Source organism: Terrisphaera buseokensis (assembly GCF_047521145.2).
Classification (GTDB): Bacteria; Verrucomicrobiota; Verrucomicrobiia; order Opitutales; family Opitutaceae; genus ER46.
Genome location: NZ_CM134186.1, coordinates 5324456 through 5340057, shown reverse-complemented (window position 1 = coordinate 5340057; position 15602 = coordinate 5324456). Strand labels below are relative to the sequence as shown.

Here is a 15602-nt window from a genome sequence, read left to right as displayed (position 1 = left end):
GGAGCGGCGGTTATCTCAGACTGCGCGGCGAGGTGTCCGCGTCGGAGCCAGCTATTTTGCCGGCAGCGCAAACGCCACGTAGGCACCGCGGATGACTTCCTGGGTGGCTGGCGTGAGGCCGGCCTGGGCGGCGGCGCAGAAGACCAGGTATTGCCGGCCGCCGGCCTCGTACATCGCGGGCATGCCTTCGAGCGCGGCCTCGAGTTCGTGCTCCCAAAGCAGCTTCCCGTTCTCGACGTCGAAGGCGCGAACCTTCTTGTCGCGGGTGCCGGTGAAGATGAGGCCGGTGGCGGTGAGAACGGGCCCGACCTTCGGGTAGTGCGTCCCGGTGTTGCGGATACCTTTCGCGGCGAGGAAGGGGACGTCGCCCAGCGGGATCGTCCATTTGATGGTGCCGGCATTGAGATCGTAAACCGTCAGCGACGTCCACGGCGGCTTGATCGCGGAGAGTCCGTCCGAGGCGATCATGAACCCGAAGCCGCTTTCGTAGCGGGCCGCCGCGCTGGTTTCCGCGGGAAGTTTCTCCTCGAGCTTGAGCAGGCTGGGCAGATCCTTCGAGACGACGACCAGCGTGCCGTTGCGGGGATCGGCGGCCGCGCCGCCCCAGTTGGCGCCGCCGTTGTTGCCCGGCATCTGGATCGTGCCACCGCGGGCGGGCGGCGTGAACAGGCCCTCGTTGCGCGCGCCGAGCATGGCGGCTTGGAATCGCGCGCGGTCGGCCTCGCTCAGGTGCGGACTGAGATCGTCGACGGTGAACGACGTGCGCGCGAACGGCGGCGGATTCGTGGGAAACGGCTGGGTCGGCGACGTCCGCTCGTGCGGCATGTCCGTCGCGGGCACGGGGCGTTCTTCGATCGGCCAGATCGGCCGCCCGGTGTCGCGCTCGAAGACCCACACGTAACCCTGTTTGGAAACCTGGGCGACGACGTCGATCGTTTTGCCCTCGTGGCGGATCGTGAGGAGCTTCGGCGCGGTCGGGGCGTCGTAGTCCCAGATGTCGTGATGCACCATTTGAAAGTGCCAGACGCGGCGGCCGGTGCGCGCATCCAGGGCGAGGAGACAGTCCGAGTAGAGATTCGAGCCGACCCGATCCGCGCCGTAGAAATTGTACTTCGCGCTCGCGGTCGGGGCGAACACGAGGCCGCGTTTTTCGTCGATGGTGAACTCCGACCACACGTTGGCGCCGCCGACGTTGGCGCGCGCGTCCTTCGGCCACGTCTCGGCGCCGGGTTCGCCCGGGCGAGGAATGGTGCGAAACGTCCAGACGAGTTTGCCCGTGCGGGCATGAAAGGCCCGGATGTCGCCGGGCGCGGAACCGTAACCTTGATTGGTGGCGGAGCCGAGGATCAGGAGATCCTCGAACACGCGGCCGGGCATGGTGGACTGGACGAGCGCGATGGTCTTCGGGTCGCGGTCGAGGCCCTGCTTCAAATCGACGCTCCCACCGTCGCCAAACGACGGCACGAGCTTGCCCGTGCGGGCATCGAGGGCGCGCAGCGCGTGGTTGCTGGCGAAGAGCAGGTGACGGTGCGCGCGATCCTTCGACTCCCAGTAGTTGATCCCGCGGTTCGTGATCAGCGTGGTGTCCGCGGGTGGCTGATACGTCCAGTTGACGCGGCCGGTGGTGGCGGAAAGCGCGACGATCGAGCTGCCCTGACCCATGACGAAAACCTGATCGTCGACGACCACGGGATTGAAGAAGTATTTCTTGTTCTCGCCGATCGGATACGTCCACGCGACCTGCAGCTGCGCCACGTTGGCCCGCGTGATCTGCGTGAGGGACGAAAACTGCGAGGAGTCGGGCCCGCCGCCGTAGTCGCGCCAGGTGGCATGGGAATCGGCGGCTGAAGCGGACAGCGCGGCCGCCAGCAGCGCACTGCAAACGAAGGGGGTGAAACGATGCACGCTGGCGATTACGCCGAAACCCGCGGCCGCGCCAAATCTATTGCTCAACTCTGTCGTGCGGTCGCGGCGCCCGTTGACATCGCCAGCCCGCGGCCGGCATAAGACGAAAAACGGAATCCCTGTGCCGCGCTTACGCTCCCTGCTTGTTTTCGTCCTGACGCTCTGGCTGCCGCTGGCGCTGTGCGCGCAGGGCAATCGTCGCGATGAGGTCGTCGCCCGCGGCGTGCTGCGGGTCGGAACCACCGGCGATTATCCGCCGTTCAGTTATCGCGCGAATCCGGCGAGTCCGTTTGTCGGCGTGGACATCGAGCTCGCCGGCCGGCTGGCGAAGGCGCTCGGGGTGCGGCTGGAACTCGTACCGACGTCGTGGCCGGCGTTGATGAAAGACTTCAGCGCGGATCGCTTCGACGTCGCGATGAGCGGCGTCTCGATCACGGTGGAGCGGCAGCAGCTGGCGCTGTTTTCGCTGCCGTATCTGCAGGACGGCAAAACGCCCATCGCGCGCTGCGCCGATCAGGCGCGCTTCCAGACGCTCGCGCAAATTGACCAGCCCGGCGTCCGCGTGATCGTCAACCCGGGTGGCACCAACGAACGCTTCGCCCGCGCCCGGCTCCATCGGGCGACGATCAGCGTGTGGCCGGACAACACCACGATCTTCGACCGCATCGTGGCCGGTGATGCCGACGTGATGATCACCGACGCGATTGAAACGCGGCTCCAACAGCGGCTCCGCCCGCAGCTGTGCGCAATTCATCCGGAAGCTCCGTTCGATCGATCCGAGAAGGCGTATCTGCTGCCCCGTGACGACGCGTGGAAAGTTACGGTCGATGCCTGGCTGCGTCCGTTGCTGGCGAGCGGCGAGTGGTCGCGCGTGCTGGAGAAGTGGATCGAGCACCCGTGGCCGCGGTCGGCGCCGGCAACGATCGCGCTGGAGCCGCTCCTCGATTTAATGGCGCAGCGCCTGGCGTTGATGCCCGACGTGGCGCGCCACAAGTGGAATACCGCCACCGCGATCGAGGATCTGCCGCGTGAGCAGCAGATCATTGACGGGCTGAAGCAGCAGGCCGAGGCGCTCGGTGTGCCGGCCGCGTGGGCCGAGCGCTTCTTCCGGGCGCAGATTGAGGCGGCGAAGGTAATCCAGCGGGAGCAGTTTGCCCGCTGGCAGGCGGCAGGGCAGGGGCGTTGGGCCGATGCGCCTGATCTCGCGACCGTGATCCGGCCGCGGCTCGATGCGCTCACGCCGCGACTGCTCCGCGAACTCGCGCTGACGTGGCCCGCGTTGTCCGATCCGGCCCAGCACGCGCGGCTCACGGCGGCGACGACGCGACTGGAGAGCGGGACCACGTCGGCAGCGGCGGCGCGTGCGGCCGCCGAGCCGTTGACCGGCGGGAGTTCGAGCACGCAGGGGCGGTGAGGCAGGCAGTCTGCCGCTGCGCCGGAACAAGGCAGTTGCCCGCGAATCACGCGAATCCACCCGAATCAAAAAGATTGGATGAGACCAATCGTTCCTTGCTTTTGGACTGCTGGATCAGTCGTGGCTACGAGCGGTTGGTATGAGACCGCACACCCCACGGTGCGCTGGGGTGTGGCGGGTCGCCGTTCAAACCTTAGCCTGAAATTCGCGGTCATTCGCGTGATTCGCGGGAGTTCTTCTGCATGCGTTTGGTTCAGGCCTGGAATCAGGGAATCCGCCGCCGCAGCGTGATCTTGTCGCCGTCGGTCGCGGCTCCGATGCCGAAGTCGGCGTCGAGCATTTCCAGCAGCGCGTCGATGCGATCGGCGCTGAGCGCTCCGCTGAGTTTCACCGTGGCGAGAGCGGGATCTCCGAGCACGATTCGTGTTCGATTGTGCCGGTTGACGGTAGCGACCAGTTCGCCCAGCGGCGTGCGATCGAATTCCAGCCGCGGCGTGCGCCACGCGAGTTTCTCGCGCCGCTCATCCTCGGGGAGCGCGGTGAGGCGAGGCGCCTCGGACGCACGATTCGTGGCCGCCACGCCGATCGACTCGCCGGCCTGCACGAACGCCAGCGTCTGAGGCGCGGAGGCGGGCGCCTCGCGGTCGAGTGCCACGCGACCTTCCGTGACGAGCAGGTCCACGCGGCCGCTTTCCCGGCCGACCATGAACGCGGTGCCGACGGCACGCGCGGTGACGTCGCCGGCGGTGACGAGAAACGGCCGAGCCTGATCCTTGCGGACGGTGAAGTGCGCCGTGCCGCGTCGTAGTTCGACGCGTCGGGCGTCGGAGGTGTAGTCAAACCAGACGTCGGCGGAGCCCTGGAGTTCCACCGCCGAGCCGTCGGGGAGCAGGTGTACTTCGGGGCCGCGCACCACCAGGGATCGGGGAGCGGCGTTGGAATGCGCGGCGTTGGGCAGGCGATAGATGAACACCACGGCCAGCGCCAGCACGGCGGCGGCCGCCCCCGCCTGCGCCAGTTTCCGACGCCGGGCCCGGCGCTGCGTCGCGCGTGCTGCGAGACTCGCCAGCACCTGGTCCAGCATTCCGGCGTGTAGCGGCCAGTCCAGGAGGGATGCCTGCGTATCTGCGTCCCGAAAGGCCGTCGCGTGGCGAGGGTCGGCCCGCAGCCACGTTTTCAACTCGGCGCTCCCGGCGGCGTCGAGACCGGCGTCCCGTCGGGCCACCCAGCGGGACGCGATTTGCGCGATCTCGTCAGCGGCCATCGGGGAGGTGATGTTCCGCGCCGTGGCTTCGCAGCCATCGACGGCAACGTTCGAGTCCGCGGGCGAGTTGGTTCTCGACGCCCTTCTCCGAGATGCCGAGGCGCTCGGCGGTTTCGCGCTGGGAAAGGAGCTGCAGCTTGCGCAGCACCACGACATCGCGGCAACGGGAGGGGAGCGCGTCGATGGCGGCGACGAGCAGTGCGATTTTCTCGTCGTCGCCAAGCCTTTCCGGCACGGAGGGCGAGTCGTCGGCCACCGGCAGCGCCGCGAGGGACGGCACGCCCTCGATGGGGCATCGCCGGCTCCGGCGCAGCCCGTCGATCGCGATGTGCTGCGCGACGGCAAAAAGGAACGCGCGTACGGAGCGGACGGGCTCCTCGGCGCGGCGACGCCAGAGGCGGAGGTACGATTCCTGCACGACGTCGTCGACATCGTGCAGCCTCGGAAACGTGCGACGGATGTACCCCTTCAACGCCGGAGCGTGCGGCTCCACTTCCTCCGAAAACCAGCGGGTCGGATCGGAAACGGTGATTTGGTCCGGGGTCGTCGGGGGCAAACTCACGCGAGGCGGGATGGAAATCCGGACCGTGCCGTCCGCCGTGGCGGGATGCGAGGGGAATTTCGCGTGGAGAAACTTTTCTCGATTTGTTGTGGGGATTCCGCGGACTCGGACGCCGTTAAGTGTATCAAGAACGTGCTTCGCCTGATGCGACCGAACCCCCATTACCTCCGGAATGCGGTCCCCCTTCCGTCTCTCCGCCTGCCTGCTGGTGCTTGCTGTGTGCGCGTCCCTGGCCGGCCGCGCGGCCGAGACGGCGGACGTTCCCCGATTCTTCGACCTTCCCGCGGCGGGGGCGGAGACGGCGCTGCGCCAGTTTGCGGTCCAATCGGGACTCGAGGTGCTTTTCGCCGCCGACATCGCCGCCGGCGTGACCACCCGTGAGGTGCGGGGCCGCCTGCCGCCGTCGCAAGCCATCGCCCGTCTCCTCGAGGGGACGCCGCTGGCAGTGGCGACGGGGACCAAATCCGGCGTGCTCCGGATCGTGCGGGTGCCGCACCCGAACGCGCGCGGCCCTGCTGCGCCCGAGCCTCCACCTTCTTCCCGTGTTTCCGTTGACCCTGACCCCATGATGAAAACCAAGAATCCTCTTCGATTGTTCGGCGCCTGGCTGGCAGTCGTCCTTGCTCCCGCCGCGTCGGTCCACGCCGCGCAGGGCGTTCCCACCGGCACGATCGAAGGCCGGGTGACCAATGCCACGAGCGGTGAATTCGTGGAGCGGGCGCGCCTGACCGTTGACGGCACGGCGCTCGAGACGTTCACGGATGAAGGCGGCCATTTCCGCTTCGCCGGTGTGCCGGCGGGATCCGCCCGGGTGACCGCCTTCTACACCGGCCTCGCGCAGCAGTCGGCCACGGTTGTGGTGGCCGCCGGCCGGACCGCGCAGCTGGACCTGACGCTCACGGCGCGAGGGGGAGATGCCGGAACGGTGAAGCTGGACGCCTTTGTCGTCGCCACGTCCAAGGAGATGTCGGCCTCGGCGCTTGCGATCAACGAGCAGCGCTTTGCTCCCAACATCAAAAATGTGCTGGCGACCGACGAATTCGGCTTCGTCGCGGAGGGCAACGCGGCCGACTTCCTGAAATTCCTCCCGGGCATCACGGTCGAGGACTCCGGTGGCAACGCCCGGTCCATTTCGATCAACGGCGTGCCGTCGGCCAACGTGCCGATCACGGTCGGCGGCTTTAGCCTGGCGAGCGCGGGTGTCGGAGACACCAACACCGGACGTTCCGTGGCCATGGACATGGTGTCGATCAACAACCTGGCCCGGATCGAGGTGGAGTATTCGCCCACTCCGGAGTCCATGGGCGATGCGCTGGCGGGCACGGTGAACATGGTGCCGCGCTCCGCCTTCGAGCGCGCACGGCCGGTGCTCAACGCGAGTGCGTTCGTGATCATGCGGAGTGGCGAGCATGATTTCGACAAGACGCCCGGGCCGCGGCTCACGCCGTCGCGCAAGGTCGATCCGGGCTTCGACTTTTCTTACGTCGCACCCGTCAACCGGAATTTCGGCTTCACGCTCTCCGGCGGCTCAGCCACCAACTTCTCGCCCGAGCCGATGACCCAAACCGTGTGGCGCGGCGCCAGTGCGGCCACGGGCGGCAACTTTCCCGCCACCACTCCGGACCAGCCCTACCTCACCAGCTTCACCTACCGCGACGGTACCAAGGTCACGACCCGCAATTCGCTCGGCGCCACGCTCGATTTCAAGTTATCGCGCTACGACCAGCTGTCGCTCGGGTACCAGTTCTCCTACTTTCACCTGTATGCGTCGAACCAGGTGCTGACTTTTGCGATGAACCGCGTGTTGCCGGGCGAGTTCAGCGTGGCGTCCACCCGCAGCGCGCCCGGCCAGGGCGAATTGCAGCTGAGCAATCTCGTGCGCGACCGTCACAATCGCACGCACACCCCGACCCTGATCTGGCGCCACACGGGCCCGGTCTGGAAGGGCGACGTGGGCCTCGGCTATTCCACGTCGTCGAACCGCAACCGCGACATCGACAAGGGACTGTTCTTCAGCACGACGGGACTGCGGCGCAACGTCACGATCACGTTCGACGGCATGCAGGCCGTGAGGCCCGACCGCATCACGGTCGTCGATGCCGCGACGGGCACCGTCATCGATCCGTATGCGATCACGGGCAAGACGTTCGATGCCGCCAATGCCATCCAGAACAACACCTCGGACGTGCAGCGCACCGCCTACGGCAACGTCGCCCGCGATTTCTACGGTTCGGTTCCCCTGCGGTTGAAAACCGGTTTCCACGTCCACCAGTCCGCGCGCGACAATCGCAATCGCAACTCCGCCTGGACCTATCTCGGCGCCGACGGCAACGCGGCGACGCTCGAGAGCGCGGGGCCCTTCTTGGATCCGGTTTACTCGGCGCGTCGCGGCGTGTTCGGCCTGCCGCCGATCCAGGGCATCGGCAACGCCCTCGCCTGGCGGCAGTATGTCGCCAATCCCGCGCAGTTCAGCCTGAACGCGAACAACGACTATCGCTCGATCGTGACCTCGTCGAAGCATGCCGAGGAACTCATCTCGGGCGCCTATCTGCGGGGCGACGCGAGTTTCTTTTCCCGGCGGCTCAAGCTCGTAGGCGGCGTGCGCGCCGAGCAGACCAACATCGACGCCGAGGGTCCGCTCACCGATCCGTCGCGCAACTTCCGGCTCAACGCCCAGGGGCAGCGCGTGGCGATCGTGGGCAACACCAACTCGCTCGAGTACTCGCAGCTGACGTTCATCGAGCGCGGCACCCGCGCCGAAAAGGAGTACCTGCGCTGGTTCCCGAGCCTCAACGCCAGCTTCAACCTGCGCGACAATCTCATCGCGCGCGCCGCCGTCTATCGGTCGGTCGGCCGGCCTGATTTCAACCAGTACGCCGGCGGCGTCACGCTGCCCGATCCCGAATCGATCCCCAGCACGGCGAGTCGCATCGTCGTGAACAATGTCGGCATCAAGGCGTGGAGCGCCGATACCCTCAACGTCCGGTTGGAATACTACTTCGCCGGCGTCGGCCAGCTTTCGCTCAATGCCTTCCGGCGCGAGTTCACGAACTTCTTCGGTTCCACGCGCTCGGCGGCGACACCCGCATTTCTTTCGCTCTACGATCTCGATCCCGATCTGTACGGGAAGTTCGACGTCGAGACCCAGTACAATGTGCCGGGGACGGTCCGCATGGAGGGCACGAGCCTGAACTACAAGCAGGCGATCACGTTCCTGCCGGACTGGGCGCGTGGCATCCAGGTGTTCGGCAACGTGTCGACCCAGCGGCGCACCGGCGCCCTGGTGGGGAACGCCGGATTCAATTTCTTTCCCCGCAGCGGCAGCTGGGGCGTGAGCTTCACCCGTGAACGTTTTAGCGTGCGCGGAAACTGGAACTACCGGAGTGCCCGGCAAGGCGCGGCCGTGGCCGGCGTGGGTCTGCCCTCCGATAATTACACCTGGGTGCCGAAGCGGGTGACGCTGGACGCGCAGGCGGAGTTCACGTTCGCCCGGCGGTACGCGGTATTCGCCAGCATGCGCAACCTTACCGCGGAGCCGGAGGAGACGCAGATCTACAACTCGCTCACGCCGGCGCCGGCGCGCTTCCGCAACCAGATCGACTACGGCGCGCTCTGGACATTCGGGATCAAGGGCACCTTCTAGATCACGTCGGAGCGATCGAACTGGAATTGAGCGCGGCTCCGCGCGTACCCACCCTTCCTTCACCCCACTTACAATGCCTCACCCCCTGCGCCCCCTGGCCTTGCTCGCTCTCTTGTTTGCGGCCGTTTCTCCGCTGACCGCCGCCGGTCCCGCGCGACCGAACGTCGTGTTCCTCGCCATCGACGACCAGAACGACTGGATCGGCGCCTTCGGCGGACATCCGCTCGCAAAGACGCCTCACCTCGACCGGCTGGCGGCCCGGGGCACGGCAATGCTCAACGCGCATTGCCAGGCGCCGCTGTGCAATCCATCGCGCACCAGCCTCATGCTGGGACTTCGCCCCACGACGACGGGTATCTATGGCCTCTCGCCCTGGTTTCGCACGCTCCCCGAGTGGCGCGATCGCGTCTCGCTGCCGCAGCACTTCAAGGCTCATGGCTACCGCACGTTGTCGACCGGCAAGGTCTATCACGGAGGTCCGGCGCCGGCCGGCCGCGGGAAAGCCAAGGATGCGGCCAAGGCGGCCACGGGCGCGCCCGAGTTTGACGTCATTGGATCGGCCGGGGGCGTCGGAGTCCGACCGCCGGCGAAACTCATCGGCGACACCCCGATGGGAAACAACCCGTTGATGGATTGGGGCGTGTTTCCGCATCGCGATGAGGACAAGGGCGACTACCAGGTCGCGAGCTGGGCGGTGGACCAGATCCGGCAGGCGCCGAAGGACCAGCCGTTTTTCCTCGCGGCCGGTTTTTTCCTGCCGCACGTCCCGATCTATGTGACGAAGCAATGGGCGGACCTTTATCCCGACGACGACAGTATCCTGCCCAAAGTGAAGGATGACGACCGTTCGGACACGCCGCGATTCTCGTGGTACCTGCACTGGAATCTGCCGGAGCCGCGGCTCGACTGGGTCAAGGAACGGAAGCAGTGGCGCAACCTCGTCCGCAGCTATCTTGCCGCCACCAGCTTCGTCGACGCCCAGGTCGGTCGGATCATGCAGGCGCTGGAGGACGCGGGCCTCGCGGAAAACACGGTGATGGTCGTCTGGGGCGACCACGGCTGGCATCTGGGCGAAAAAGCGATCACCGGGAAGAACACGCTCTGGGACGTGGGCACGCGCGTGCCGCTGATCTTCGCCGGTCCGGGCATCGCCCGCGGCGGACGCAGCACGCAGCCGGCCGAGCTGCTCGATCTCTATCCCACGCTGGTGGAGCTCTCCGGACTGCCGGCCCGGACCGATCTCGAAGGGCTGAGCCTCGTTCCCCAGCTGCGAAACGCCCAGGCCCCGCGGGCCCGCCCCGCGATCACGAGCCACAACCAGGGCAATCATGGCGTCCGCAGCGAGCGCTGGCGGTACATTCGCTACGCCGATGGCACCGAGGAGCTTTACGACCACGCGAACGATCCGCGCGAGTGGACCAACGTGGCCCTGAAACCGGAGAACGCCGCGGTGCTCGCCGAACATCGCCGGTGGCTGCCCACGATTGACCGCCCGCCGGCGCCGAACAGCGCGAGTCGCGTGCTCACCTACGATCCCGCGACTGATACCGCGACCTGGGAAGGAAAGCCGGTGAAGCGGACCGACCCGATCCCGCACTGATCGTTCGGAGCGGCAGCGAGCGAGGGTTGGGGGCGAGTCGTGGCGCGCCGGCTGATTTGAAGGTTCCGAAGGTTCCCTGCGCGGTAATACCAATCGCTCCTTGCTTTTGGACGTCTGGATCGATCGTGGCTACGAGCGCCAGCGAGTGGTCGTTCGGCCACTCGCTGGCGCTCGTAGCCACGGCTGAAGTCCAAAGGCATCGAGCGTTTGGTATAATGCGGTGGGAGCGAGGTCCGGCCGGACGGAAATCCGATCTCCGAGGTTTGACTCGGATGCCTCCCGCACGTGCATTCAGCCCCGGCATGTCTTACCCCTTGCTTCAACTGCGTCGCGCGTGGGCCGCCCTGGCGGTGGTCGTGGCCGCAGGCGCGGCCGAGTCGGTCGACTTCAACCGCCAGATTCTGCCGATCCTGTCGGACGCCTGTTTCAATTGTCATGGCCCCGATGCCGGCAGTCGGAAGGCGAAACTGCGGCTGGATCAACGCGAGGGGATTTTCCGGACGCGCGAGGACATCACCGTCGTGACGCCGGGCGACCCCGCGCGCAGCGAACTTTTCCTGCGTATCACGAGCAAGGAAGAGGACGAAGTGATGCCGCCGCCCGAGGCGAATCGTCAGCTCAAGCCGGACGAAGTCGCCCTGTTGCGTAAGTGGATTGCGGCCGGCGCGCCCTGGGGCCTGCACTGGGCGTTCACGCCGCCGGTGCGGCCGGAAGTGCCGGCGCTGCCGAAATCCGTGGGTGCGACCGCCGCACGCCTTACGCCCGTCGATGCATTTGTGGGCACCCAACTCGCAGCCAGCGGGCTCGCGTTTGCGCCGGAGGCGGATCGTCCGACGCTGCTGCGCCGGGTGACGCTCGAATTGACCGGCGTGCCGCCGACGCCGGCCGAGCTGGATGCGTTTCTCGCGGATCGATCACCGGACGCCTACGAGCGCGTGGTGGATCGGCTGATCGCCTCGCCGCGCTACGGTGAGCGCTGGGCGTGGGACTGGCTGGATCTCGCGCGCTACGCCGACACGAACGGTTTTCAGGGCGACCCCGAGCGCACGATGTGGCCGTGGCGCGACTGGGTGGTGAACGCGTTGAACGCGAACATGCCGTACGATCAGTTCACGATCGAACAGCTCGCCGGCGATTTGCTGCCGGACGCGACGCGGGAGCAGAAGCTCGCGAGCGGGTTTCACCGGAACAACATGTTCAACGGCGAGGGCGGGCGCATTGCCGAGGAGACGCGCGTCGAGAACGTCTTCGACCGCGTCGAGACGACCGCGACCGTCTGGCTCGGCGCGACGTTCACGTGCGCGCGGTGTCACGATCACAAGTACGATCCGATTACCCAGAAGGATTACTACGCGATGTTCGACGTCTTCAACCAGATGTCGGAAACGGGATCGGCCGGCGGCCAGCGCGGACAGATTGCGCCGGTGCTGGACATGTCGACCGACGCCGAGCGCGAACGCGTCAAGAAGACGACCGCCGCGGTCGAGGCGGCGGCGAAGGAGGTCGAGGCATTCGAGGTGACGAAGTTTCCGCGGCCCGAAGGCCGGCCGCTCGCGGAGTCGCCCGATGCGTTGAAACTGCCCGGCAATCTCCCGGCCACATTGGCGAAAGTGGAGCCGCGACGCCGCGGCGTGGATTCGCTGCTGGAGGCGATTCCGCATTTCAAGACCACCGAGCCCGATCCTGCGTACGCGGCGTTGTTGCAGAAACTCCTTACCGCGGTGCGCGCGCGCGATACCGCGAACAGCAACATCACGAAGGTGATGATCATGGACGAGCTGCCGAAGCCGCGCGACACGTTCATGCTCAACAAGGGCAACTACGAGAGTAAGACCGACGTGAAGGTTACGGGCGCGATTCCGTCGATGTTTGCGCGGGCCCACGGGTCCGAGCCGGGAGCGCCGGTATCCCGCCCGCTTTCGGTGGCGGATGCCGGCGGGACGCCGGCGCTCCCGGAGAAACGTTTCAACCGGCTCGACCTCGCGCGGTGGCTCGTCTCGGCGGAGAATCCGCTGGTGGCGCGCGTGACGGTGAACCGAGCGTGGCAGGCGTTTTTCGGCACGGGGCTCGTCAAGACGGCGGAGGACTTTGGCGCGCAGGGCGAACGTCCGTCGCATCCCGAACTGCTCGACTGGCTCGCGACGGAGTTTGTGCGCAGCGGCTGGGACATGAAGGCCCTGCATCGGCTCATCGCGACCAGCGCGACTTACCGGCAGTCGTCGCGCGTGACGGCGGCGTTGTACGAGCGCGATCCGGAAAACCGGCTGCTCGCGCGCGGGCCGCGTCACCGCATGCCGTCCTGGATGATTCGCGATCAGGCACTGGCTGCGGCCGGTCTGTTGATGGACAAGCCGGGCGGGCCGTCGGTGAATCCGTACCAGCCGGCCGGAATCTGGGAGGAGGCGACCTTCGGCAAGAAGACGTACAAGCAGGATCACGGCACGGCGCTGTATCGGCGCAGCCTGTACGTGTTCTGGCGTCGGATTGTCGGTCCCACGTCGTTCTTCGACGCCGGCGCACGTCAGGTGTGCACGGTGAAAGTGGCGCGCACGAACACGCCGCTGCACGCGCTCGTGACACTTAACGATCCGGCGTTCGTCGAGGCCGCGCGCGTGCTGGCGCAGGGGGCGTCGGTCGCCGCCGACACCGATGCGGCGCGGCTCGATTATGTGTTTCGCGTCGTGACGTCACGACTGCCCGTTGCGCGGGAACGAACGATCCTTCTGGAACGCCTCGCGCGGCTGCGCACGCAGTTCGCCGCGGATCCGGCGTCGGCGTTGCAGCTCGCGGCGACCGGTGAGGCCGCGCGGCCTGAGACGCTGGATGCGGTGGAACACGCGGCGTGGACGGCCTTGTGTTCGTTGCTCCTGAATCTCGACGAAACCCTTTCGCGCGAATGAAGCCGGCCACTCGCTGGCGCTCGTAGCCACGTTCACTCCTGACTCCTGACACCTGACACCTGACTCCTGACACCCCGCTCCATGGATCCTCTGCTTGAAGGCAACGCCCTCTACACCCGCCGCCAGTTCTTTGGCCGCTCGGCGCTCGGCGTGGGCACGGCGGCACTGGCGTCGTTGCTGGGCAAGGATGCGTTTGGCGCCGGCCTCGTGAAGCCGGGGACGCGCGGGATTCCGGGCTTGCCGGAGCTGCCGCATTTCGCGCCGAAGGCGAAGCGCGTGATCTATCTGTTTCAGAACGGCGCGCCGTCGCACGTGGACTTGTTCGACTACAAGCCGAAGCTGCGCGAGTGGCATGGGCAGCAGATTCCCGACGCGCTGACGGGCGGAAAGCGGTTCTCCACCATGACCGGCAACCAGACGGCGCGGCCGGTGCTGGCGGAGATCACGAAGTTTGCGCAGCACGGGAAGAGCGGCGCGTGGGTGTCTGACTTCCTGCCGAAGACGGCGGGCATCGTCGACGACCTGTGCTTCGTGAAATCGATGCACACCGAGGCGGTGAATCACGCCCCGGCGATCACGTTTTTTCTCACCGGATCGGAGATGGCAGGCCGGCCTTCGCTGGGCGGCTGGCTGAGTTACGGGCTGGGCAGCGAGACGGAGGAATTGCCGGCCTTTGTCGTGATGACGTCGCGCGACAAGGAGGCGAGCTGCGGCCAGATCTTCTACGATTTCTACTGGGGCAGCGGCTTCCTGCCGACGAAGTACCAAGGCGTGGCGTTTCGCGGTGCGGGCGATCCCGTGCTGTATCTCTCGAATCCCAACGGCATGAGCCGCGAAGTGCGGCGCGGGATGCTCGACGATCTCGCGCACCTGAACGAAATCAAACGCGAGGACTTCGGTGATCCCGAGATCACGACGCGGATTGCGCAGTACGAGATGGCGTACCGCATGCAGGCGAGCGTGCCGGAGCTCACGGATTTTTCGAAGGAGTCGGCCGCGACGCTCGAGATGTACGGACCCGAAGTGAGACGGCAGGGCAGCTACGCGTACAATTGTCTCATGGCCCGCCGGCTCGCCGAGCGCGGCGTGCGGTTCATCCAGGTCATGCACGCGGGCTGGGATCAGCATCGCAACCTGAACTCGCAGCTGAAAATCCAATGTGAGGATACGGACGCGCCGTCGGCGGCGTTGATTCGCGATCTAAAGCAACGCGGACTGCTCGAGGACACGCTGGTGATTTGGGGTGGGGAGTTCGGGCGGACGCCTTTCCTGCAGGGCAAGATTGACGATGTGAAGCAATGGGGCCGCGACCATCATCCGTATGCGTTTTCGCTGTGGATGGCGGGAGGCGGCGTGAAGCCCGGCTTCACCTACGGAGCGACGGATGAGTTCGGTTTCAACGCCACCGAGAACCGCGTGCACGTGCACGATTTTCAGGCGACCGTGCTGCATCAGCTCGGCATCAACCACGAGCGGCTCACGTACAAGTTCCAGGGCCGCAACTTCCGGCTGACCGATGTGCACGGGCAGGTCGTGAAGGGGATTCTGGCGTGATGACACGCCCCGGCGCCATCCGGCCGGTTTCTGCGTTGATGCGCGGCCGGTGACGCCTGAGGCTGGGCCGCGATGCGAAGCTTTGGTCTTACCCCGGATGACGTGCTGGCGCGATCGGGTGGCGCGCTGCGCGGCGGTGCCGCGTCGGCCGCGGGCTCGATGGTACAGGGCGCGCTGAGTTTTGCCGCGGTCAGCGTCGTCGCGTATTCGATCTGGGCGTTCAAGCTCATTCCGGGCGAGGCCGCGATGTACGCAGCGATCGCGGCGATTTACATCGGCGTCACCGGTCTCGCCCTCAGCCGGCTTGTGCTGGGCGCGGGCGCGGCGCGACGGTTTTCGCTGCTCTTTGCCACCGGGTTCGCGGTGTACGCGATCATCTGGTGCGCGTTCTGGTTCGGCCTGCACGGCAAACACCAGGCTGACCTGTGGGGCGCGGCCGTGGGGCTTGCAGCGTTGACCGCGTTGTTGCAACGGGCGTTTGGCCTGCAGGGAAACTTTCTGTCGCTGTACGCGGTGCTCTTCACGCTGCACACGTTGGGTTATTCGCTCGGCGGTGAACTCTACGCCACCGTGCGTGGCGCGCCGGGCCGGTTGCTGTGGGGTGCCGCGCACGGGCTGGGTTTCGGCGCGGGGTTGGGTTACGTCCTGTATCATGTTCAGGCGCCGCTCCGGTCGCGGGCGGGCGGGAGATAGCGCGGGAATTGGCGCAGTGTTTGCGGTGCGCGTGCGTCTTGCGCCGCGTCACGAATCGCTTCCCTTT

Annotated in this window: 9 protein-coding genes and 1 pseudogene; 7 read left to right on the top strand and 3 right to left on the bottom strand. The window is 66.7% G+C overall.

Going from position 1 to position 15602, the window contains the following annotated elements; translation table 11 throughout:
• Positions 1–51: 51 nt before the first annotated feature.
• A complete protein-coding gene (locus ACLJEU_RS20060; protein ID WP_414663140.1) occupies positions 52–1905 on the bottom strand; it encodes a pyrroloquinoline quinone-dependent dehydrogenase in 1854 nt (617 codons plus the stop codon).
• Positions 1906–2044: 139 nt separating this feature from the next.
• On the opposite strand from ACLJEU_RS20060, the pseudogene ACLJEU_RS20055 reads away from it, so the two are divergent.
• Positions 2045–2824 (top strand): annotated as a pseudogene (locus tag ACLJEU_RS20055) (transporter substrate-binding domain-containing protein); the annotation flags it as partial.
• A 3-nt stretch (positions 2825–2827) separates the two neighbouring features.
• Positions 2828–3319 carry a gamma subclass chorismate mutase AroQ gene (gene aroQ / locus ACLJEU_RS20050; protein WP_414663343.1) on the top strand — a complete coding sequence of 164 codons (492 nt, stop codon included), beginning with the start codon at positions 2828–2830 and terminating at the stop codon, positions 3317–3319.
• A 265-nt stretch (positions 3320–3584) separates the two neighbouring features.
• On the opposite strand, the gene ACLJEU_RS20045 is transcribed toward aroQ, so the two are convergent.
• Positions 3585–4583: a FecR family protein gene (locus ACLJEU_RS20045; RefSeq protein WP_414663139.1), complete on the bottom strand. Its 999-nt coding sequence runs from the start codon at positions 4581–4583 to the stop codon at positions 3585–3587.
• Positions 4573–5145, bottom strand: coding sequence for an RNA polymerase sigma factor (locus ACLJEU_RS20040; protein WP_414663138.1), 573 nt, complete (start codon positions 5143–5145; stop codon positions 4573–4575). The genes ACLJEU_RS20045 and ACLJEU_RS20040 overlap by 11 nt, the downstream gene beginning before the upstream one ends.
• A 172-nt stretch (positions 5146–5317) precedes the next feature.
• Here ACLJEU_RS20040 and ACLJEU_RS20035 point away from each other — a divergent pair, with 172 nt between their 5' ends.
• The 5 genes from ACLJEU_RS20035 to ACLJEU_RS20015 all read left to right on the top strand — a co-directional run bounded on the left by ACLJEU_RS20035 (position 5318) and on the right by ACLJEU_RS20015 (position 15535).
• On the top strand, positions 5318–8788 hold the full coding sequence (locus ACLJEU_RS20035; protein ID WP_414663137.1) for a carboxypeptidase regulatory-like domain-containing protein: 3471 nt from the start codon (positions 5318–5320) through the stop codon (positions 8786–8788).
• Positions 8789–8861: 73 nt separating this feature from the next.
• Positions 8862–10388, top strand: coding sequence for a sulfatase (locus ACLJEU_RS20030; protein ID WP_414663136.1), 1527 nt, complete (start codon positions 8862–8864; stop codon positions 10386–10388).
• A gap of 302 nt (positions 10389–10690) precedes the next feature.
• Entirely contained in the window at positions 10691–13288 is a 2598-nt protein-coding gene (locus ACLJEU_RS20025; protein ID WP_414663135.1) for a PSD1 and planctomycete cytochrome C domain-containing protein, read from the top strand.
• Between the two features lie 81 nt (positions 13289–13369).
• Complete coding sequence (locus ACLJEU_RS20020; protein ID WP_414663134.1) at positions 13370–14842, top strand: DUF1501 domain-containing protein; 1473 nt, start codon at positions 13370–13372, stop codon at positions 14840–14842.
• A gap of 72 nt (positions 14843–14914) precedes the next feature.
• On the top strand, positions 14915–15535 hold the full coding sequence (locus tag ACLJEU_RS20015; RefSeq protein ID WP_414663133.1) for a hypothetical protein: 621 nt from the start codon (positions 14915–14917) through the stop codon (positions 15533–15535).
• Positions 15536–15602: the final 67 nt, after the last annotated feature.